At 59.4% G+C, this 18,952-nt stretch carries 23 protein-coding genes and 1 riboswitch; of the genes, 17 read left to right on the top strand and 6 right to left on the bottom strand.

The annotated features are described in order from the left end of the window. The first annotated feature begins 30 nt into the window (after window positions 1–30). Both AB5Y51_RS00695 and AB5Y51_RS00690 read left to right on the top strand, forming a co-directional pair. Window positions 31–795 carry a hypothetical protein gene (locus AB5Y51_RS00695; protein WP_010675007.1) on the top strand — a complete coding sequence of 255 codons (765 nt, stop codon included), beginning with the start codon at window positions 31–33 and terminating at the stop codon, window positions 793–795. Then, on the top strand, window positions 789–1,343 hold the full coding sequence (locus AB5Y51_RS00690; protein WP_324018391.1) for a VOC family protein: 555 nt from the start codon (window positions 789–791) through the stop codon (window positions 1,341–1,343). Before AB5Y51_RS00695 ends, AB5Y51_RS00690 begins: the two co-directional genes overlap by 7 nt. On the opposite strand, the gene AB5Y51_RS00685 is transcribed toward AB5Y51_RS00690, so the two are convergent. Further along, window positions 1,328–2,581, bottom strand: a complete 1,254-nt coding sequence (locus tag AB5Y51_RS00685; protein WP_368177889.1) for an MFS transporter — start codon at window positions 2,579–2,581, stop codon at window positions 1,328–1,330. The two genes, AB5Y51_RS00690 and AB5Y51_RS00685, sit on opposite strands and share 16 nt — an antisense overlap. A 93-nt stretch (window positions 2,582–2,674) precedes the next feature. Between AB5Y51_RS00685 and AB5Y51_RS00680 the strand changes: the two genes are divergently transcribed. Beyond that, window positions 2,675–3,577 (top strand): LysR family transcriptional regulator, encoded by a 903-nt coding sequence (locus tag AB5Y51_RS00680; protein ID WP_368177888.1) that lies wholly within the window; start codon window positions 2,675–2,677, stop codon window positions 3,575–3,577. Between the two features lie 66 nt (window positions 3,578–3,643). On the opposite strand, the gene ribA is transcribed toward AB5Y51_RS00680, so the two are convergent. After that, complete coding sequence (gene ribA, locus AB5Y51_RS00675; protein WP_010675003.1) at window positions 3,644–4,237, bottom strand: GTP cyclohydrolase II; 594 nt, start codon at window positions 4,235–4,237, stop codon at window positions 3,644–3,646. Window positions 4,238–4,500: 263 nt separating this feature from the next. On the opposite strand from ribA, the gene cmk reads away from it, so the two are divergent. The 6 genes from cmk (at window position 4,501) to pyrF (ending at window position 9,771) form a co-directional block, all read left to right on the top strand. Next, window positions 4,501–5,193: a (d)CMP kinase gene (gene cmk / locus AB5Y51_RS00670; protein ID WP_045524467.1), complete on the top strand. Its 693-nt coding sequence runs from the start codon at window positions 4,501–4,503 to the stop codon at window positions 5,191–5,193. Between the two features lie 93 nt (window positions 5,194–5,286). After that, window positions 5,287–6,957 carry a 30S ribosomal protein S1 gene (gene rpsA, locus AB5Y51_RS00665; protein ID WP_010675001.1) on the top strand — a complete coding sequence of 557 codons (1,671 nt, stop codon included), beginning with the start codon at window positions 5,287–5,289 and terminating at the stop codon, window positions 6,955–6,957. 92 nt (window positions 6,958–7,049) lie between these two features. Continuing rightward, the gene (gene ihfB, locus AB5Y51_RS00660; protein ID WP_005299934.1) at window positions 7,050–7,334 is read left to right on the top strand and encodes an integration host factor subunit beta; all 285 of its coding nucleotides are present in this window, start codon (window positions 7,050–7,052) and stop codon (window positions 7,332–7,334) included. A 156-nt stretch (window positions 7,335–7,490) separates the two neighbouring features. Beyond that, window positions 7,491–7,775, top strand: coding sequence for a LapA family protein (locus AB5Y51_RS00655; RefSeq protein WP_042016623.1), 285 nt, complete (start codon window positions 7,491–7,493; stop codon window positions 7,773–7,775). 9 nt (window positions 7,776–7,784) lie between these two features. Further along, window positions 7,785–8,951, top strand: a complete 1,167-nt coding sequence (gene lapB / locus AB5Y51_RS00650; protein ID WP_103260269.1) for a lipopolysaccharide assembly protein LapB — start codon at window positions 7,785–7,787, stop codon at window positions 8,949–8,951. A gap of 121 nt (window positions 8,952–9,072) precedes the next feature. Next, complete coding sequence (gene pyrF / locus AB5Y51_RS00645; RefSeq protein WP_069785130.1) at window positions 9,073–9,771, top strand: orotidine-5'-phosphate decarboxylase; 699 nt, start codon at window positions 9,073–9,075, stop codon at window positions 9,769–9,771. A gap of 86 nt (window positions 9,772–9,857) precedes the next feature. Here pyrF and rrtA read toward each other — a convergent pair whose 3' ends face one another. Next, complete coding sequence (gene rrtA / locus AB5Y51_RS00640; RefSeq protein ID WP_223915160.1) at window positions 9,858–10,436, bottom strand: rhombosortase; 579 nt, start codon at window positions 10,434–10,436, stop codon at window positions 9,858–9,860. Here rrtA and AB5Y51_RS00635 point away from each other — a divergent pair. The 5 genes from AB5Y51_RS00635 (at window position 10,402) to AB5Y51_RS00615 (ending at window position 13,310) form a co-directional block, all read left to right on the top strand. Next, window positions 10,402–11,055: a tRNA-uridine aminocarboxypropyltransferase gene (locus AB5Y51_RS00635; RefSeq protein WP_174722086.1), complete on the top strand. Its 654-nt coding sequence runs from the start codon at window positions 10,402–10,404 to the stop codon at window positions 11,053–11,055. The genes rrtA and AB5Y51_RS00635 overlap by 35 nt on opposite strands. A 22-nt stretch (window positions 11,056–11,077) precedes the next feature. Beyond that, window positions 11,078–11,785 (top strand): 7-cyano-7-deazaguanine synthase QueC, encoded by a 708-nt coding sequence (gene queC, locus AB5Y51_RS00630; protein WP_277855966.1) that lies wholly within the window; start codon window positions 11,078–11,080, stop codon window positions 11,783–11,785. 61 nt (window positions 11,786–11,846) lie between these two features. Then, entirely contained in the window at window positions 11,847–12,518 is a 672-nt protein-coding gene (queE, locus tag AB5Y51_RS00625) for a 7-carboxy-7-deazaguanine synthase QueE (protein ID WP_368177887.1), read from the top strand. 1 nt (window position 12,519) lies between these two features. Next, window positions 12,520–12,750: a DUF3820 family protein gene (locus AB5Y51_RS00620; RefSeq protein WP_039038687.1), complete on the top strand. Its 231-nt coding sequence runs from the start codon at window positions 12,520–12,522 to the stop codon at window positions 12,748–12,750. Beyond that, a complete protein-coding gene (locus AB5Y51_RS00615) occupies window positions 12,747–13,310 on the top strand; it encodes a cob(I)yrinic acid a,c-diamide adenosyltransferase (protein WP_045524470.1) in 564 nt (187 codons plus the stop codon). Before AB5Y51_RS00620 ends, AB5Y51_RS00615 begins: the two co-directional genes overlap by 4 nt. Before the next feature lie 79 nt (window positions 13,311–13,389). Here AB5Y51_RS00615 and AB5Y51_RS00610 read toward each other — a convergent pair whose 3' ends face one another. Beyond that, window positions 13,390–13,788: an H-NS family nucleoid-associated regulatory protein gene (locus AB5Y51_RS00610; protein ID WP_041215041.1), complete on the bottom strand. Its 399-nt coding sequence runs from the start codon at window positions 13,786–13,788 to the stop codon at window positions 13,390–13,392. A gap of 317 nt (window positions 13,789–14,105) precedes the next feature. After that, window positions 14,106–14,277: riboswitch (Lysine riboswitch) on the top strand. Window positions 14,278–14,364: 87 nt separating this feature from the next. Here AB5Y51_RS00610 and AB5Y51_RS00605 point away from each other — a divergent pair. Together AB5Y51_RS00605 and AB5Y51_RS00600 are read left to right on the top strand one after the other, a co-directional pair. Further along, a complete protein-coding gene (locus tag AB5Y51_RS00605) occupies window positions 14,365–15,945 on the top strand; it encodes a Na+/H+ antiporter NhaC family protein (protein WP_041211545.1) in 1,581 nt (526 codons plus the stop codon). An 85-nt stretch (window positions 15,946–16,030) separates the two neighbouring features. Then, window positions 16,031–16,612: a thymidine kinase gene (locus AB5Y51_RS00600; protein WP_010674989.1), complete on the top strand. Its 582-nt coding sequence runs from the start codon at window positions 16,031–16,033 to the stop codon at window positions 16,610–16,612. A 70-nt stretch (window positions 16,613–16,682) separates the two neighbouring features. Here AB5Y51_RS00600 and AB5Y51_RS00595 read toward each other — a convergent pair whose 3' ends face one another. Continuing rightward, complete coding sequence (locus tag AB5Y51_RS00595) at window positions 16,683–18,020, bottom strand: flavohemoglobin expression-modulating QEGLA motif protein (protein ID WP_010674988.1); 1,338 nt, start codon at window positions 18,018–18,020, stop codon at window positions 16,683–16,685. 155 nt (window positions 18,021–18,175) lie between these two features. Here AB5Y51_RS00595 and AB5Y51_RS00590 point away from each other — a divergent pair, with 155 nt between their 5' ends. Next, window positions 18,176–18,631 (top strand): YbjN domain-containing protein, encoded by a 456-nt coding sequence (locus AB5Y51_RS00590; protein WP_160839247.1) that lies wholly within the window; start codon window positions 18,176–18,178, stop codon window positions 18,629–18,631. An 80-nt stretch (window positions 18,632–18,711) separates the two neighbouring features. On the opposite strand, the gene AB5Y51_RS00585 is transcribed toward AB5Y51_RS00590, so the two are convergent. Further along, window positions 18,712–18,952: hypothetical protein (locus AB5Y51_RS00585; protein ID WP_368177886.1), on the bottom strand; the 241-nt coding region annotated here is incomplete at its 5' end.

Genomic DNA, 18,952 nt, shown 5'->3' with positions numbered 1-18,952 from the left:
ATTGGATTGGGACTGGAGTGTGAACACCCTATGATTTTAACCCTGATATTGCTGTCAATCGGCGCACTCCTGTTTCTGGTCATCGCCTATAACGTGGTGCAGCAATACAAGCAGAAGGCCGAATCGGACAAGCGCCAGGCCATTGCCCGTCACAAGGCGGTGGCAGACGAGACCGAAGAGGTGTTGCTGAACGTCAACCTGGTGCCCTTTTCCAAAAACATGGTGCTGCTGTTGCAACACCGGATCCTGGATGCCTACCGTGCCATCGCGCTAGTGATGCCCAATGCGCAGGTCAAGCAGCGCATCGCCGACGTCCAGCTTCAGATCAAGAACGTGCAGGAGAACTACAGCAGCCAGGACGAGGGGCATTTCAAGACGCCGGAGTCCGACCGCCAGGCCATCCAGATGCTGCAACTGGCCAAGAAGATGCGGGCCGTGCTGCGGGTCGAGCACAACAAGGGCAAGATAGATCCCCAGGGCTTTGCCCAGGAGGATCGCCGCCTCGAGCTGATGCAGCTCAAGATCAACATCGCCAACCTGCTCAAGCGGGCCATGGATGCCCAGATCCAGGGGCAGTACGGCACCTGCCGCCAGCTCTACACCAAGGGACTGGGGGCGCTGGCCAATGTCACCGACAAGGATCCCTACCTGCTGGCGCGGGAAGAGGACATGCGTCAGGGGATGCGCCAGTTGGAAGAACACCTGCAGCAGCACAGCGAGAAGGAGCTGCAAAACATCAAGGACAAAGAGACGGACGAACTGGACGTCCTGTTCCAACCCAAGAAGAAATGGTGATCATGTCACATCCCCTGGATTCCACACTGGGGCCAATGGCCCCATTTGTTTGCCAACTGCTCACGGAAATGCGTGCCGTCATGGGAGTCAATGGCTCCCCCGTGGTGGATCACCTCTGCTACCGCGCTGCCACCCTGCCGGAATATCTGGAGTTGAAAGCGGTGCTGGCCGCCCACGGAGTCTTGCTGGTTGAGGGGATGATAGGCGGGCGTCCCATCGCCACCTATCGCTTGCACCAGCCCGTCTGCTGGGAGCAGGTGACTGTCCCCTGCATCGAACTGGCCGCCCCCAAGGCGGGCCGAAGCCATCAGGCCGGGCTCGAACATATCGAGCTGGTGGTGTCCTCGCTCACGGCCTTGGTGGCGACGCATCCCGATGTCCCCTTCAAGACCGGCAACATCGATGACGGACGCAATCCGGATATAGGATTGATGCTGCCCTCTGGGCAGATCAAGTTTCATCTGCGCCCGCTTGACGAGGTTATCGACGAAGAGCTCTGCACCGGCGCCGTGGTGCCGGTACCGGCGGACTATTATGACGGTCTGTGAGGGGAGGGCCCGTTGACGGGAGCCTGATCCTGTGGCGTCAACGCACAAGCGGGCGCCACACGTCCTTTCAAGTGACCGAGCCAGAGGCTCAACCCCGCGGTGATCATCAACACCAGCTCGATGCCGAGTACCAGACCCCAGAGCCCCCCCTGCTCCCAGAAGGGATGCAGATAAAGCCCGCCCAGACTGGCCCCCAGGTAGTACCCCACCAGATAGAGCGACGAGGCGAGCGCCCGGTTGTGCTCCACGTGCTGGCCGACCCAGGCGCTGGCGCAGGCGTGGGCCAGGAAGAAGCCGAAGCTCGAGACAAGCAATCCCCCGATGATGGCGACAAGGCTCCCCTGCAGCAGGGCCAGACTGCCGAGTGCCATCAAGGTTATTCCCGCCAGCAGCAGACGATGTGCTCCCCAGCGATGGGCCCCGCGGCCGCTCAGTGAAGAGGCGACGGTGCCGGTGAGGTAGGTCAGAAACAGCATGCCGAGCCACTGGGTCGGCAGGGAGAAGGGGGCCTTGGCCAGCAGGAAGGTGAGATAGCTGTACTGGTTCAGGAAGACCATGAAGTTGAGGCCGCCGATGAGATAGGCCCCCACCAGCAGGGGATTGCCAAGGTGACTCTGGATGGCGCGGCGCAGTTGCCCAGGCGCTGCCTCCACGGCCACGAAGCAGCGCTGGGCGGGCAGCAGCCAGATGACCAGTGGCAGCAGGGCGAGGCTGATGATCCCGATACCGAGGAAAGTGTGCTGCCAGCCACCAAACCAGCCAGCCAGCAGACCGCCGACCACCCGGCCCGCGATGCCCCCCAGGGAGTTGGCCGCGATATAGACGCCGACGGCTACGATGAGGGCACGTTTGCTGAACTCTTCCCCCATGTAGGCAATGGCGGTGGCGGGCAGCCCTGCCAGCAGGACGCCTTGCAGGATGCGCAGGCTCACCAGCACATCAAAGTGGGTGACCCAGGGGATGCACAGGGAGAGCAGGATGGCGGCCGCCAGGGTCCACAGCATGATCCGCCGCCGTCCGAACCGATCAGCCAGACGGGCACAGACGAGCAGGGAGCCTGCAAGCCCTGCGGTGCAGCCTGCCAGCGTCCAGCTGGCGGACAGGGCGCTGACGGAGAAAACCTCTGCCAGGAGTGGCAGCAGGGGATGGGTCTGGTAGAGATTGAGGAATACCAGGAAGGAGCCCAGGCTGAGAGCCAGGGTGGCGCGTATCCATTCGCGACTGCCTACTTCGATCATATGGAGTTGTCCCGACGACTTTTGTGCAGGGTAGTGCGACGAAACGTATAAATATAATATATTTAAGTTATTACCCTGATAAATGAAATTGATATGGATCTGAAACAGCTCGGATACCTGCTGGCGGTGCGCGATGCCGGCTCCTTCACCAGGGCGGCCCAGTGGCTGAACGTGGCCCAGCCTGCTGTCAGCATGGCCATCGCCAAGCTGGAGCAGCAGCTCGATCTGCGGCTGTTTGTCCGACAGGATCGCAGCGTGCGCCTCACCCCGGAGGGAGAGGTCCTCTGTCGCCACGCCGAACGGCTGCTGCGCCAGATGCACCAGGCCGAGGCCGAGATGGCCGAGCTCAAGGGGCTGGAGCGGGGGGAGGTGCGCATCGGCATCCCCTACATGATGGGCTCCTATTACTTCCCGCCAATCCTGATGGCGTTCAAGCATCGCTACCCCGGCTTGAAGATCCGGGTGGAGGAGGCGGGTACCCGGGAGCTGCTCAGCCGCATGGTGGATGGCAGTCTGGATCTCGCCATCCTCATCACCAGCGATCTGCCACCGACCCTCGAGGGGGCGCAACTGCTGCGGGAAGAGATGCTGATGGTGGTGGGGGAGGAGCACCCCCTGCGCGGCGCTGCGTCGGTCTCGCTGCCACAGTTCTTCGGCCAGGAGCTCGCCATGTTCCGGCGAGGCTTCTACCACAGGGAGCACATGGAGGTGTTGGCGCAGGGGCTGGGGGTAGAGCCTGACATCGCGTTCGAAAGCAATCTCATCCCGCTGCTCAAGGCGGTGGTGCGTCAGGGATTCGCCGTGACCACCTTCCTGCGCATGGCGCTGGAAGAGGAGCCGGCCCTCACCGGCATCCCTTTTTCACCCCCCATCTTCCTGGATCTCTGCGTCGCCTGGCGACGGGGGGATCCGCTCTCCATGGCGAACCGAGCGTTGCGGGATTTTTTGCTGGCGCAAGGGGATGTGTCTAATCATTACGCTACAGATACTGAATGATTCAGTGGTATCACCAATAAAAACGCCTCCAATCTGGAGGCGTATGCTGACAAGGTGGATGCAACCTTATTTCTTGAACAGGTGATCCAGCTTGTTTGCCTTGGTGGAGAGATAAAACTCGTTGTGGGGATTGCGACCTTCCTGAAGGGGCACGCGCTCCGCCACCGGGATGCCAAAGGATTCCATCGCCTTCAACTTGCGCGGGTTGTTGGTCATCAGGCGCAGGGACTTGACCTCGAGCGCCTTGAGCATGTCGGCACAGATGGTGTAGTCGCGCATGTCGGCGGCAAAGCCAAGCGCCACGTTGGCCTCCACGGTATCGGCCCCCTGATCCTGCAGATGATAGGCCCGGATCTTGTTGAGCAAGCCGATGCCTCGCCCTTCCTGACGGACATACAGCAGGACGCCGCGGCCCGCCTTGGCGATGTTTTCCAGCGCGGCCTGCAATTGGAAGCCGCAGTCACAACGCAGACTGAACAGGGCATCCCCGGTCAGACACTCGGAATGAATGCGTCCCAGCACGGGTTCGCCGTCTGCGATATCGCCCATCACCAGCGCGGCATGATCCTTGCCCGTGCCGGTTTCCTGAAAACCAACCAGCGTGAAAGTGCCCCAGGGGGTCGGCAACTTGGATTTGGCCACGAGGGTAACGCTGCTCATATGGTTGCTCCTGACTACAGCTGCTTAAAAAAGGGCGGCCAGTTTAGCGCGCATTGTTCGGAACAACCATAAGAACAAAACCTTGCGTGAGAAGTGGGTTAACCCGATTGGTCAGAATAGGTGCAATCGCGACGACTTTTGCGCAATTGTGTGCCCTGACAACTGCCAGCGACGGCGCATTCGGGTATAATCGGCGCCCATTACCCCATCCCGACAGGGATGTGTGCAACCAGTCAAGATGCCGAGTGCGCAGGAGAAACGTTATGGCTCAGATGGCCCCAGTGATGACTATTGATGGCCCAAGTGGAGCAGGAAAAGGCACCTTGTGCCAGTTGCTGGCTGAAAAACTGGGCTGGCACCTGCTCGATTCCGGTGCCATCTACCGGGTGCTCTCCCTGGCAGCCCTGCATCACGATGTGGAGCTCGATTCCGAAGCCGCATTGGTTCCCCTGGCCGCCAATCTGGATGTGCAATTCCAGGTAGAAGGGGAGCTGGTCAAGGTGATCCTCGAAGGGGAGGATGTTTCCCGCACCATTCGTACTGAAGAAGTGGGCAACGCGGCCAGCAAAATCGCGGCGTTTCCCCGGGTACGTGAAGCCCTGCTGCGCCGTCAGCGAGCATTTCGCCAAGCCCCCGGTCTCATCGCCGACGGTCGTGACATGGGCACCGTGGTTTTCCCCGAGGCGGATGTGAAGATTTTCCTCGACGCCAGCGCCGAGGAGCGGGCCCAGCGCCGCTATAAGCAGTTGCAAGATAAGGGCTTTGATGTTAACTTTGAGCGTCTTTTAACCGAGATTCGGGAACGTGACGATCGCGACAGAAATCGCGCCGTCGCTCCCCTGAAACCCGCGGAAGATGCTCTTGTTGTAGACTCAACGTCCATGACCATAGATGAAGTGCTGGTAACGGTGCTTGCCTATGCAGAGCAACAACTTGGTGATGTCAGCGCAAACTGATGTCAGTCGTCTGCACCAAGGATGGCGCAGATAATTTAAAACAACCCCGCTTGTGCCGGATTGCAAGTGGATGTTTCATTTGTGACATAAACAATGATCGAATCTTTTGCTCAACTCTTTGAAGAGTCCCTGAATGCCGTTGAAACCCGTCAAGGTTCCATCGTCAAGGGCACTGTCGTTGCTATCGAGAACGGTTTCGTACTGGTTGATGCCGGTCTGAAATCCGAGTCTGCTATCCCGGCTGAAGAATTCAAGAACGCCATGGGCGAGCTGGAAATCAACGTAGGTGACTCCGTTGACGTGGCTCTGGACTCTATCGAAGATGGTTTCGGCGAAACCAAGCTGTCCCGCGAAAAAGCCAAGCGCCACGAAGCCTGGCTGCAGCTTGAAAAAGCTTACGAAGAGCAAGCTACCGTTATCGGTATCATCAACGGCAAGGTCAAGGGTGGTTTCACCGTTGAACTGAACGGCATCCGTGCCTTCCTGCCGGGTTCTCTGGTTGACGTGCGTCCGATCCGTGACACCGCTCACCTGGAAAACAAAGAACTCGAGTTCAAAGTCATCAAGCTGGACCAGAAGCGCAACAACGTTGTTGTTTCCCGTCGTGCCGTGATCGAGACCGAGAACACCTCCGAGCGTGAAAGCCTGCTGGCCAACCTGCAAGAAGGTCAAGAAGTTAAGGGTATCGTCAAGAACCTGACCGACTACGGTGCATTCGTAGATCTGGGCGGTGTTGACGGCCTGCTGCACATCACCGACATGGCGTGGAAGCGCGTTAAGCATCCTTCCGAAATCGTCAACGTTGGCGACGAGATCGCTGTCAAGGTTCTGAAGTTCGACCGCGAGCGTACCCGTGTATCCCTGGGCCTGAAGCAGCTGGGCGAAGATCCCTGGGTTGCTATCGCCAAGCGTTACCCGGAGACCACCCGTCTGTCTGGCCGCGTGACCAACCTGACCGACTACGGCTGCTTCGTTGAAATCGAAGAAGGCGTGGAAGGCCTGGTACACGTATCCGAGATGGATTGGACCAACAAGAACATCCACCCGTCCAAGGTTGTCAACGTTGGCGACGTGGTTGACGTGATGGTTCTGGACATCGACGAAGAGCGTCGTCGTATCTCCCTGGGTCTGAAGCAGTGCAAATCCAACCCGTGGCAGCTGTTTGCCGAAACTCACGCCAAGGGCGACCGTGTTTCCGGCAAGATCAAGTCCATCACTGACTTCGGTATCTTCATCGGTCTGGATGGCGGCATCGACGGCCTGGTTCACCTGTCTGACATCTCCTGGAACAACCAGGGCGAAGAAGCCGTGCGTGAATTCAAGAAGGGCGACGAAATCGAAGCCGTTGTTCTGCAAGTGGACCCGGAGCGTGAGCGCATCTCCCTGGGCGTCAAGCAGATCGAAGAAGACCCGTTCAATAAGTACCTGTCTGACAACAAGAAAGGTGCTATTGTGAAGGGCAAGGTTACCGAGGTTGATGCCAAGGGTGCCGTGATCGAACTGGCTGACGGCGTAGAAGGCTACCTGCGTGCCTCCGACGCTGCTCGTGACCGCGTAGAAGACGCCACTCTGGTGCTGTCTGTTGGTGACGAAGTTGAAGCCAAATTCATGGGCGTTGATCGCAAGAACCGCACCGTGAGCCTGTCTGTCCGTGCCAAGGACGAGGCTGACGAGCGTGTTGCCATCGACAGCCTGAACCAACAAGAAGAAGTTGTGTTCAGCAATGCCATGATGGAAGCGTTCAAAGCCGCCAAGGGTGAGTAATCCTTGATGCAAGAAAAGGGCGGCATTGCGCCGCCCTTTTTTATCTTGGCAAAATGATTATTGCATGTGATCGGGGAAGGAGATTTAACCTTATGACCAAATCAGATCTCATCGAACAACTGGCAGCCAGCCGCATGCATATGCCGGCCAAGGATGTCGAAGCCGCAATCAAGGAGATCCTTGAGCAGATGGCATCGACCTTGCAAAACGGCGACCGGATTGAAATCCGAGGATTTGGCAGTTTCTCGCTGCACTATCGTGCGCCCCGCGTGGGTCGCAACCCCAAGACCGGGGACAAGGTTGAACTGACCGGGAAATATGTCCCGCACTTCAAACCTGGCAAAGAGTTGCGCGAACGCGTCAACATCATCGAATAATGCAGAAAACGGCATACCTGAGTATGCCTTTTTCATTTTTATGGCCTGGAGTCTGCCCGTTGTCGGGTTTCTCACACTCTTTTCCCATTCGCGCTAGAGTCTGCCTGTGATTTTAAGGATAATCAGTCACTCATTCGCTACAGACAGGGAGCTCCCATGAAGCGTATCTTGGCCCTCATTCCACTGGTGCTGGTGTTTGTCCTGACCCTTGCCATCGGTTCTCAAAATGGTCAGCTGGTGCAGTTCAACTACCTGATTGCCCAGGGGGAGTTCTCGCTCTCCATGTTGCTGGGGTTCTTCTTCGCCGGCGGTTTTCTGCTGGGCTGGCTGGTATTTGGTCTGCTGTTCCTGCGTCTCAAACTGCAAAATCGCACCCTGAACCGAACCATGCGTCGTCAATCTCGCGAGTTGGAGCTTGCCCGGTCGACAGCCAAGGAATAATGTCCCTCGATGCTTGAACTGCTTTTCCTGCTGTTGCCCATCGCCGCCGGTTATGGCTGGTACATGGGCCGCAGGAGTGTTCGCCAGGACACCCAGCAACAGAGTAACCAGTTTTCCCGCCAGTACGTGGCGGGCCTCAACTATTTGCTCTCTGACGAGTCGGATAAGGCGGTGGATCTCTTTATCCAGCTGCTGGAAGTCGACAGCGAAACCATCGAAACCCACCTCTCCCTCGGCAACCTGTTCCGTCAACGGGGCGAAGTCGATCGCGCCATCAAGATCCACCAGAACCTGGTTGCCCGTCAGCTGACCCGTGAGCAGCGTCAGCTTGCCTTGCAGGAGCTGGCCCGTGATTTTCTGGCTGCCGGATTGCTCGATCGGGCCGAAGCACTCTGGAAAGAGCTGTGTGATGACAGCGATTTCGAAGAGACGGCTCTGGCACAGCTCCTGATCATTCATCAGCAGTTGCGTGACTGGGACAATGCCATCGCCGTGGCGGTGCGTCTGCAGAAATTCCAGGGCAAGAAGCTGGCCGAGCCCATATCCCACTTCTATTGCGAACAGGCGGAGAGTGCCTTGCGCGATGGCGACAAGCCTGCGGGCATCGCCAAGCTCAAGCGTGCGCTCGGTGCGCACCCGGCCTGTGCCCGCGCCAGCTTGCGGCTGGCCGATCTGGCGATGGAGGAGGGCAGGTTCGAGGATGCGGCCAAGGAGCTCCTGCGGGTGTTCGAGCAGGACATCGACTTTGCCTCCGAAGCCATGCCAAAACTGCTTGATTGCTATCGCCAGCTTGGTCGCAGTCAGGAGCTGATCCCGCTGCTTGAAAAAGCGGTAGAGGATCATGCGGGGGTCAGCGTGACCCTGGCGCTGGCCAATCTGGTGGAGGCCCGCGATGGGTTGAGCCAGGCCCGGGCCCTGGTGCTGCGCCAACTGCGTCGCCACCCCTCCATGAAGGGCTTCTATCAGTTGGTCGGTTTCCAGTTGGCCAGTGCCGAGGAGGGGCCTGCCAAGGAGAGCCTGGAGCTGCTGCAACAGTTGGTCGGTGAGCAGATCAAGATCAAGTCGACCCACAAGTGCCGTCAGTGCGGCTTTGCCACCCATTCGCTGTTCTGGCAATGCCCTTCCTGCCGGCAGTGGGGCACCATCAAGCCGATCCGAGGGCTGGATGGGGAGTAAACGCCAGCGAGGCCAACACGCCCGGGCGAGCACGGATACCCAAGAATTTCAGATGCCAGCGTGCAACCGGGCCCCGGCTCTGCTGCGCCTGGCTGTGGCATAACAATCCATAGGAAGTGACATGCAAGACCCCAAAGTACTGGTCGCGCTGGATTATCAGCACGAAGCCGACGCCTTTGCCTTCATTGAGCAGATCTCACCGGCCCAGTGCCGCCTCAAGGTAGGCAAGGAGATGTTTACCCTGTTTGGTCCCCAGTTCGTTCGCCAACTGGTGGCCAAGGGGTTCGACGTCTTCCTGGATCTGAAATTTCACGATATTCCCAACACCGTCGCCAAGGCGGTGGCGGCCAGTGCGGAGCTGGGCGTCTGGATGGTGAATGTCCATGCCAGCGGTGGCGAACGCATGATGCGTGCAGCCAGAGAGGCGTTGCTGCCATACGGCGACAAGGCGCCCCTGCTCATCGGGGTAACCGTGCTGACCAGTATGGAGCAGTCCGACATGGCGCCCCTGGGTCTGGATGTGACGCCGGCAGAACAGGTGATCCGCCTGGCCACCCTTGCCAAGACGGCCGGGCTGGATGGTGTGGTCTGCTCCGCGGAAGAGGCGAGTGTGCTGAAGGGGCTGCTGGGAGCCGAATTCAAGCTGGTGACGCCGGGTATTCGTCCGAGCGGATCGGCTGCTGGCGATCAGCGCCGCGTCATGACGCCGCTGGCAGCGGTGGAGGCGGGGGCAGATTATCTGGTGATCGGTCGTCCCATCACCCAGTCCTCGGATCCCGCCGCCGTGCTTGGGGCGATCAATGCCGAGCTTTGCCGGTAACGGCGTCATGGGCGAATGAGCGCAGGCCGGATCCCAGATCCGGCCTGCTGCATTTTGGCCGTGGGCTGGCCTTGCCTATGGGGAGCTCAGGAGTGGACGGCCTGGGCGTCCAGACGAATGGGGAAGAGGCCGAGCAGCAGGCCGGCGAGTGCGCCGATGAAGTGTGACTCGATGTGCACCCTGGCACCGATCAAGGCGGAGACAGGGCTCTCGCCGGCACTGTAAAAGTCCACCCCGAGCTTGATGGCGACGCCCGCCAGCATCAGCCAGCCGGAGTGACGGCGAAAGCGGATGTCCTGCATGGCACCCCATACGAACAATCCGTGCAGCAGGCCGGAGAGTCCCATGTACCACTGGGTTTGCGGGCAGCCCCACCAGATGCCGAGTCCGACCGCCGTTCCCAGCAGCAGCAACAGCACGGGCAGGCGCCATCCCGTCAGGTACTCCTGAAACAGGCTGTAGAGCACGGCCAGACCGCTCAGGTTGAGCAGCAGGTGCCATCCATTGGTGTGTGCCAGATTGCCTGTTATGATGCGCCACCCTTCGCCCTGGGCGATCAGGTCGCGATCGAAGGCGAGCTGATGATTTGGCACGGTGAAAAAGAGCAAGGCAGTGACGAGCGAAAGCGCGATGACCCAGAGCAGACCCGATTTTCCTGACAACATGAAGCAGCCCAACGACAAAGAGAGCCGATACTGTACACGCTGTACCCGGGCCCTCAAAGCGTGCCTGTGCGATTATATTCAGCGGGTGCCGAACCTGGCTGCGCTCCATATCCTGCAACACCCTGCCGAAGTAGGTCACCCCAAGGGGACGGCTGCGTTGCTGGCGGCGTCCCTGACCGATGTGCGCATCCATGTTGGGGAGGACTTTTCCGACGATGAAGGGCTCAATGCCCTGCTTGCCGACCCCGCTGTCCAGTGCTATGTGCTGTGGCCCGATGAGGAGGCCCTGACCCTGATAGAGGCAAGGGAGCATCTCCTGAGGCGTGGGCGCACCGTGCGAGCCCACTTCATCCTCCTCGATGGCACCTGGCGCAAAGCCTATCGCATGTTGCACAGCTCGCCTGCACTGCTCGGGTTGCCGCGGATCACCCTCGGCGCCATTGCCGGGCAATATTCCATTCGCAAGAAGCCCTTTGAGGAGGCACTGTCCACCCTGGAAGCGGGCTACCATCTGTTGTCCCGGTGGGAAGGAGAGCCTGAGCGCTTCGCCCCGCTGATGACCCTGTTTACCCATTTGAACCGGCAGTGGCATGACTTTGCACAAGGCCGCCGCCGTTGAGTTGCCCAGAGGAGTGAAAAACATGAAAAAAGCCGTCGTGGTCTTCAGTGGCGGGCAGGACAGCACTACCTGTCTGGTGCAGGCACAGGCCCGCTATGACGAAGTGCATGCCATCACCTTCGATTACGGCCAGCGCCACCGGGCGGAGATTGACACCGCCCGCCATCTGGCGACGGCGCTCGGGATCGCCGCCCACAAGGTAATGGATGTGACCATGCTCGGGGAGCTGGCCATTTCGGCGCTGACCCGGGACGACATACCGGTGAGCTTCGAGCTTCAGGAGAACGGCCTGCCCAACACCTTCGTGCCGGGACGCAACATCCTGTTCCTGACCCTGGCGGCTATCTATGCCTATCAGGTGGGCGCCGAAGCGGTGATCACCGGGGTGTGCGAGACCGACTTTTCCGGTTATCCCGATTGCCGCGACGAATTCGTCAAGGCGCTCAATCAGGCGGTCTCCCTGGGGCTGGATCGCCCCATCCGCTTCGAAACCCCCCTGATGTGGCTCGACAAGGCCGAAACCTGGGCGCTGGCGGATCATTACGGTCACCTCGATACCGTGCGTCACCAGACGCTCACCTGCTACAACGGTGTCCAGGGAGATGGTTGCGGGGCCTGTCCGGCCTGCGAGCTGCGTCGCCGTGGCCTGGATCACTATCTGGCTGACAAGAGCGGCATCCGTGCCAGACTTTACGAGAAGAGCGGACTGGGCGAGAAAAGCGGATCCTGAGCCTGTGCCTAGCCCGGGTTTGGGGTATAATCCGCCCCTTTTGCAGCAAGTCGTGACCAAGATGCACTACCCAATCAACGAGATCTTCCAGACCATCCAGGGGGAGGGGGTATTTACCGGCCTGCCCGCCATCTTCGTTCGCCTTCAGGGCTGCCCGGTGGGCTGCCCCTGGTGCGATACCCGCCACACCTGGGTGGTGGACCCCGAGCGTGAGGTGGCCCCTGGCGAGGTACTCGATCGTTCCAATGAGTCCGACGGCTGGAGCAAGATGAGCACGGAAGATATTCTGGCCAGCTTTACCCGGCTCGGTTACCGGGCCCGTCACGTGGTGTTGACCGGTGGTGAGCCCTGCCTCTACGACTTGCGCGAGCTCTCTTCGGCCCTGTTGGCATCGGGTTATCAGGTGCAGATCGAAACCAGCGGGACCAGCGAGGTGCTGACCCATGAGCAGACCTGGGTGACTGTTTCCCCCAAGATCGGCATGAAGGGTGGGTTGCCGGTGCTGGTCTCTGCACTGGAGCGGGCCAACGAGATCAAGCACCCGGTGGCTACCGAGCACCATATCGAGGAGCTGGACGCCCTGCTGGCCACCGCCCGGCTGCGCCCCGATGTGATGATTGCGCTGCAACCCATCAGCCAGAAAGCCAGAGCCACGGAGCTGGCCATGGCGACCTGCATCGCCCGTAACTGGCGACTCTCCATCCAGACCCATAAATACCTGAATATCGATTGATATGGATGGACTCAGCGATGAGCGCATCTTGCTGACGCTGGCCAGCAAGATGCCTTACGGAAAATACAAGGGGCGGCGCATCATCGATATTCCCGAGCCCTATCTGGTATGGATGGCGCGAAGCGGTTTTCCGGCCGGTACCCTGGGCCAGTCTCTGGCACTGGCCTACGAGATAAAGCTCAATGGACTCGAGTCCATGATTATTCCCATTATTAACAGGATGTCGGAATGAGAATATATACAAGGCAAGGGGACAAGGGGCTCACGCGACTGGCCGATGGCACTTCCCTGGCCAAAGACGATAAACGTGTCGAGACCTATGGTGCCATCGACGAGCTGAATTCCCAAATAGGCTTGTTGATGGCTGAAATACCCGCCGGGGAGACGACACTCCTGGCCGATCTCATATTGTTGCAGCAGGAGCTGTTTGATCTGGGGGGGGAGCTGGCATTTTCCAGTGAATCACAAACGGATGCGCTGTGGCAGGTGAACGAGGCTTGGACGAACAGGCTCGAGCAACAGATCGATGCCTACAGTGCCGGGTTGCCGGTGCTGCGCAATTTTATTTTGCCGAGCGGTTCGCGGGCGGCGGCCCAGGCACATGTGGTGCGTACCCTGACCCGTCGCTGCGAGCGTCTGCTGCTTGGGTTGAGCCGCGTAGAGCGGGTGAATCCGGCCGTTTTGCCCTACCTCAACCGGCTGAGCGACTGGTTTTTCACCATCGCCCGATACCTGCTGGTATCGTCGGGCACCCCGGAGATCCTCTGGGTCAAGGCGGCTGACAGAGGCTGACCACCGCTCGAAGCGGCAATAAAAAAACCTCGCCTTGCGAGGTTTTTTTATTGCTGTGGAAAGGGGTCTGATATTGCTGTCAGATGGCAAAGGCTTCCACGGATTTGCCCTCGGCAACGGCCTTGGCAATGACCGAGGGCATGCGGCCCTGACCGGTCCAGGTTTTTTCCACGCCATTGTCCAGATAACGATATTTGGCGGGGCGGGGCGCACGTTTGCTGACCTTGGTATTCTCGGGCACCACGGTGTTGACCAATTCGGCGGGATCGATCCCTGCGGCCTTCAGCATTTCGGCATATTCGGCAATTTTCTTTTGATGTTCTTCACGGGCCTGGCGTTCGGCGGATTCATCTTGCCGACGTTCATCGACGATGGCGGAGAGCTTTTCCAAGCCTTCTTCCAGTTGTTCCAGCGTCAAATCGCGGCAAGCTGCACGCAGGCTACGGATATTCAACAGCACTTTCAGAAATTCGTTCATATTGGCTACCACGCGAGCAAAATATTAAGGGAAGAACTGGTTTTTCGATAATTTATAGGGGTGATTGGCACCAAGTCAAGCCTGCCAAAATAATTAATTAGGCTGATAAATTAAGTCTTGAAATAGATATGAAGGATATTTTTTTCCGTTTGACGGGCCAACATCTTCGAATGGATTCATGTCAGATGAAAATATCGCCAGCGGAGTCTTTGATGAACCATTTGACTACCTTTAAAGATATGGGGGCCACAGAAACCTTGAAATTTAATCAAAAAACTTGCTATCACCCGGTGGCTCGATAAAATGTGCCGCGAATACCTTTAAGTAGAGGCGCGCTGCCTATGAGTAACCGAGCGGAGGGTGATGCCTGCGATGCTCGATGAAAGGAGTCGGCGCCGAAGTGACCAGGCCATCATACCGGGTTGCTGGTTCTGCATCTAATAGGTGCAGGACTGCCATAGTCATCCACTATGGAGCGCTACCTGAAGGGGCTGAGGAGTATACCCTCCCCATGGGTTTTGTTTCTTTGATCCTCTCGGTAGATCTCCACCTGTTGTCTTTAGGTGCAAAGAGATCATGGACATCGTTCATTACGCCGACTCCGGTTGGTCCGTCGTTCCCCCCCTGCTGGCCGTTGCGCTGGCGATCATCACCCGCCGCGTCCTGGTGTCGCTGGGGGTGGGCATAGTCGCAGGCAGCCTGCTGCTCAACCAGTTCTCTCCCCTTGCGTCCCTGCATTACATGCTCGATACCGTGCTCAGGATCTTCTGGGTCGACGGTGCGCTCAATCGTGACAACGTCAACATGATCCTCTTCATGTTGCTGCTGGGCGGCCTCATCAGCCTGATGAGCGTCTCCGGTGCGACCCGGGCGTTTGCCGAGTGGGCGGAGCGCCGCGCCAAGACCCGCAAGGGTGCCAAGTCCCTGACCGGTCTGATGGTGTTCGCCTTCTTCATCGACGACTTCTTCCACAGCCTGTCGGTGGGGGCCATCTGCCGTCCGGTGACCGATCGCTTCCAGATCTCCCGCGCCAAGCTGGCCTATCTGCTGGACTCCACCGCCGCGCCGGTCTGCGTGCTGATGCCGATCTCCTCCTGGGGGGCCTACATCATCGCCCTCGTCGGCGGCATCATGGCGGCTCATGGTCTGACCGACCAGAGCCCCATCTCTGCCTTCGTCGAAATGATCCCCATGAACCTCTATGCGGTGTTCACCCTGATCATGGTGCTGGTGGTGATCGCCTTCCAGCTCGACATCGGCCCCATGCGCCAGCATGAGCAGTGGGCACTGGAGGGCAAGCTGTGGGACGAGTCCAAGGGGCGCCCCATCGGGCTCGACATGGAGAGTCCGGAGGAGAGCAATGGCGGCATGATTGACATGGTGCTGCCCATCCTGACCCTGACCCTGGCCACCGTCTATTTCATGATTGACTCCGGGGCTGCGGTGCTGGCCGACAAGGGGCTGCCGTTCAGCGTGCTCGGCTCCTTCGAAAATACCAACGTCGGCTCCTCCCTGGTCTATGGTGCCCTGTGCAGCCTGGTGGTCTCCATCGGTCTGGCCATGCGCCTCAAGCTCGGGGCAAGCAACTGGATGAAAGCGGCTCCGCAGGGGATCATGGCCATGCTGCCCGCCATCAACATCCTGCTGTTCGCCTGGACCATCGGCGCCGTAGTGCGCGATGTGGAAACCGGCAAATACCTGGCCTCCCTGGCCAATGGCAATCTGCCGGTGGAAGTGCTGCCCGCCGTGGTCTTCGTGCTCTCCTGCGCCATGGCGTTTGCCACCGGCACCAGCTGGGGCACCTTCGGCATCATGCTGCCGCTCGCCGGCGACATGGCGGCCGCCAGCGACATCAGTCTGATGCTGCCCATGCTGGCCGCCGTACTGGCAGGGTCCGTGTTCGGGGATCACAGCTCCCCCATCTCCAGCACCAGCATCCTGTCTGCCACCGGGGCCGGTTGCCATCACATCGATCACGTGATGACCCAACTGCCCTATGCCCTGGCCATCGCCTTTGGCGCTGCGCTCGGCTACCTGGTGATGGGGCTGATGCACTCCGCGCTGGCCGGTTTCACCGTGAGCGGGCTCTGGTTCCTGATCTTCTCCGGTTACCATTTGCGCAAAGCCCGGGCGTATAGCGCCGTGGCAGTCGCATAAGAGAACAAGGGGCCTGCGGGCCCCTTGGTTTTGGCAGGGGCTTTGGTTAGCATGCGCCCCATCACTCCCGTTTCGGAACCCCATCATGGCTTCACTGCACTACAAATTTGCCACCATGAACTCAGGCAAATCGACCCAGCTCATCCAGGCCCACTTCAACTATCTGGAGCGTGGCATGTATCCGCTGGCCATGACGCCCGCCATCGACGATCGCTTCGGTGCCGGCGTCATCAGTGCCAGGGTCGGCCTTGAGCTGAAAGTGGAGGTGTTCAGCGACAGCTGCGATCTCTTCGAGATGGTCAAGGCGCGTCACGCAAAGCGGCACATCGATGTCTTCATCGTTGACGAGGCGCAGTTCCTGACCCGTGAGCAGGTCTACCAGCTCGCCCGCATCGTCGACGAGCAGGACATTCCGGTGATTGCCTATGGTCTCAAGACCGATTTTCGCGGCGAACTGTTCCCCGGCTCCTACCACCTGCTCTGTCTGGCGGACAAGTTCGAGGAGCTAAAAAGCATCTGCTGGTGCGGCAACAAGGCCCACATGAACTCGCGGGTCAACGAGGCGGGGCAGGTGATGCGCGACGGTGAGCAGGTGGAGATCGGCGGCAACGATCGCTATGTGTCGCTCTGCCGCAAGCACTATCTGGAAGGACGGGCCTTCAAGTAACCCGTGGCTGGCTCGTGCAGCCTGGACACCAAAGAGGGCGCCTATCTGGCGCCCTCTTTGTCTGTGGAGGTCAGTCGATCTCGATGTCCACAGGGGCGATGATGGGGTCTGCCGCCGGCAGGCGGTGGAAGAGCTGGCGAAAATGCTGCTGTACCCGGCCTATGTCCACCAGGGACATGCCGGAGGCGAAGCCGAACCAGACGTAGAGCCCGGTGAGGTCGCGAAACATGGGAGGGAGGTAGCGAGGGGCGTCGATGAGCCCCTCCAGATAGTGCTGATAGAGCACGGGGATGTCGTCCAGGGTCACCTTGCCGACGAACAGCATGGGCAGGATCTCCGGCACCCCCTCCAGCACGGCGCTGCGAATGAAGTTCACCGTCTCCACATAGCCCTTCACATAGGAGAGATCCTTGGTAAAGCAGGCGCCCCCCTCGACCATGCCTCCGCGAAACACCCGCTGGGTGATCTTGTAGGCGTCGTGCTCGCTGGCCCCTTTGGCCACGAAGTGGCGGAACACCTCGATGAAATCGGCGCCACGCTCCGCCATGTCGATGGCCATGACCCGATCCGAGATGCGCTTGGCCCTGTCCGGGAAGGAGCTGAAGGTGAGGGTCTCGATGAGTACCGCCAGCCCCTCCTGACAGGCGGTGATGCGGGGCGAGCCGGCGCCGAGCCAGGTGGCGTAAGATTGCTGACGGCCGTTGAGGGTGGTGCCGACGTGAACCCAGCCTTCGTGTACCTCAAGTACCTGCAGATCGAGTTCCGAGAAACGGGCGTGGGAGTTGAGCTTGATGTAATCCCCCCCGGCGGCGGCATCGGAGACGATGCCATCGCTGAGCTTGACCTGGACTGTGCCGTCGCTGAAGTAGCTAGACAGCTTGCCCTGCAACCTCGCGACCGCGGCTTCCCCCTCGAACTCCTTGGGGTAGGGGCGCACCAGGTGGCGGGCGCCGGGCAGGGAGAAGATGTCGCACAATCTGGCCCCCAGCTCCTTCAGGGTCTTGCGATCCCCGCGCAGGTGATCGCTTGCCGAGCCGTAGAGCCGCTGACTGTAGCGCTGAAAGTCCGGCTGTCCGCGCTGGCGCAGCATCTCGATGACCACCATGTACTGATCCACCGTCTCTTGCAGGATCCGGCCGAGATCGTCCTGGGGGCCGAGGCGTCGGCGGATCCTGTCCCTCAGCTCCTTGAGCTCAAGGTACTTGTTGCGGGGATCGAACCCCAGGGGGAGGGATTCATAGAAGTGCCTGTCGATGGCGGGCAGTGCCTTGCCGCCACTTGCCAGAAAGTCGCTTTGCAGGTGACGGGGCCATTTGATGGCATCCAGGATGCGGATGGGTTTTTGCAGGGCGAGCAGTTCATCCGAGAGGGATTTGAGGTGCAGGCGATACTTTTCTTGGATGGTCATCGGGCTCTTTGGAGGCGAGTGCGCTACGAGAATGGCTGAGTATAGGCACAGGGCCTGTCAAAAAGAAGCGAGACGACGGGGATCCGGCCTGTGTGCTTTTGGTTGTCTGAAAATTGGTTTAGACTGCGCCCCTTGATCTCTACCGTGTCGTGAAAATGATGAATATCCCCAGCTCTGAAATGATAATGCGTTGGTTGCAACAGGCCCGGATCGAGCACTATGTGTGCGATCAGTGTCATGGCATCCACATGGTCTCCCTGCAGTCCGTCGAGGGCATCCAGGAGAGCCGGATCTTCGTGGAAGAGGAAGGGCTGCTGTTCTCATCCGAGCTGGAGGTGCGCCCCTCATCGCTGCTGCCCCTGGTGGCCGAACTGGGTCGTCTCAACATGCAATATCCGTCCCTCAAGGTGTTCCTCGACATCATCGATGACAACCTGCCACGCCTCGTTGTGGGTCACACCGTCTTTACCAAGGCGGGGCTCACCGTCGAGCAGTTCCTGCTGTTCGTTGAAAGCACCACGGCAGCCACCCATGAAGTGGTTTCCGAATGTGAACGCCTTGGCTTCCTCAATCTGCCGGAAATCCAGGTCGCGCCGGAATCCGTTCACTGACCTCAGCACCTGAACTGTGCGTTTAATGTGCGAACGGTTCGCTGCGGCTAAAAAGCCGTTGACGGCGGCGGGGCTTTCCCCTAAATTACGCCCCGTTCCAGCGCAACGGCGCAGCGAACACCGTGTTGGCTGAACACGTTAAACCACAGACAAAAATTTGGTGCGGTATCCGAGAGGCTGCCCACCGATGAAGTCGGCAAGATGCACGCGCAGCGTGCTCCGAAAGCCACTTCAAGCAGTAAAAATTTGGTGAGGTGTCCGAGTGGCTGAAGGAGCACGCCTGGAAAGTGTGTATACGGCAACGTATCGAGGGTTCGAATC

This window comes from Aeromonas sp. R7-1 (assembly GCF_040908115.1).
Classification (GTDB): Bacteria; Pseudomonadota; Gammaproteobacteria; order Enterobacterales; family Aeromonadaceae; genus Aeromonas; species Aeromonas caviae.
This window is presented reverse-complemented; position numbering and strand designations above follow the sequence as displayed.

Excerpts from the sequence above, each read along its gene's own strand:
- AB5Y51_RS00695 (WP_010675007.1), top strand. The coding sequence starts at position 31 with ATGATTTTAACCCTGATATTGCTGTCAATCGGCGCACTCCTGTTTCTG.
- AB5Y51_RS00690 (WP_324018391.1), top strand. The coding sequence starts at position 789 with ATGGTGATCATGTCACATCCCCTGGATTCCACACTGGGGCCAATGGCC.
- AB5Y51_RS00685 (WP_368177889.1), bottom strand. The coding sequence starts at position 2,581 with ATGATCGAAGTAGGCAGTCGCGAATGGATACGCGCCACCCTGGCTCTC.
- AB5Y51_RS00680 (WP_368177888.1), top strand. The coding sequence starts at position 2,675 with ATGGATCTGAAACAGCTCGGATACCTGCTGGCGGTGCGCGATGCCGGC.
- ribA (WP_010675003.1), bottom strand. The coding sequence starts at position 4,237 with ATGAGCAGCGTTACCCTCGTGGCCAAATCCAAGTTGCCGACCCCCTGG.
- cmk (WP_045524467.1), top strand. The coding sequence starts at position 4,501 with ATGGCTCAGATGGCCCCAGTGATGACTATTGATGGCCCAAGTGGAGCA.
- rpsA (WP_010675001.1), top strand. The coding sequence starts at position 5,287 with ATGATCGAATCTTTTGCTCAACTCTTTGAAGAGTCCCTGAATGCCGTT.
- ihfB (WP_005299934.1), top strand. The coding sequence starts at position 7,050 with ATGACCAAATCAGATCTCATCGAACAACTGGCAGCCAGCCGCATGCAT.
- AB5Y51_RS00655 (WP_042016623.1), top strand. The coding sequence starts at position 7,491 with ATGAAGCGTATCTTGGCCCTCATTCCACTGGTGCTGGTGTTTGTCCTG.
- lapB (WP_103260269.1), top strand. The coding sequence starts at position 7,785 with ATGCTTGAACTGCTTTTCCTGCTGTTGCCCATCGCCGCCGGTTATGGC.
- pyrF (WP_069785130.1), top strand. The coding sequence starts at position 9,073 with ATGCAAGACCCCAAAGTACTGGTCGCGCTGGATTATCAGCACGAAGCC.
- AB5Y51_RS00635 (WP_174722086.1), top strand. The coding sequence starts at position 10,402 with ATGACCCAGAGCAGACCCGATTTTCCTGACAACATGAAGCAGCCCAAC.
- rrtA (WP_223915160.1), bottom strand. The coding sequence starts at position 10,436 with ATGTTGTCAGGAAAATCGGGTCTGCTCTGGGTCATCGCGCTTTCGCTC.
- queC (WP_277855966.1), top strand. The coding sequence starts at position 11,078 with ATGAAAAAAGCCGTCGTGGTCTTCAGTGGCGGGCAGGACAGCACTACC.
- queE (WP_368177887.1), top strand. The coding sequence starts at position 11,847 with ATGCACTACCCAATCAACGAGATCTTCCAGACCATCCAGGGGGAGGGG.
- AB5Y51_RS00620 (WP_039038687.1), top strand. The coding sequence starts at position 12,520 with ATGGATGGACTCAGCGATGAGCGCATCTTGCTGACGCTGGCCAGCAAG.
- AB5Y51_RS00615 (WP_045524470.1), top strand. The coding sequence starts at position 12,747 with ATGAGAATATATACAAGGCAAGGGGACAAGGGGCTCACGCGACTGGCC.
- AB5Y51_RS00610 (WP_041215041.1), bottom strand. The coding sequence starts at position 13,788 with ATGAACGAATTTCTGAAAGTGCTGTTGAATATCCGTAGCCTGCGTGCA.
- AB5Y51_RS00605 (WP_041211545.1), top strand. The coding sequence starts at position 14,365 with ATGGACATCGTTCATTACGCCGACTCCGGTTGGTCCGTCGTTCCCCCC.
- AB5Y51_RS00600 (WP_010674989.1), top strand. The coding sequence starts at position 16,031 with ATGGCTTCACTGCACTACAAATTTGCCACCATGAACTCAGGCAAATCG.
- AB5Y51_RS00595 (WP_010674988.1), bottom strand. The coding sequence starts at position 18,020 with ATGACCATCCAAGAAAAGTATCGCCTGCACCTCAAATCCCTCTCGGAT.
- AB5Y51_RS00590 (WP_160839247.1), top strand. The coding sequence starts at position 18,176 with ATGATGAATATCCCCAGCTCTGAAATGATAATGCGTTGGTTGCAACAG.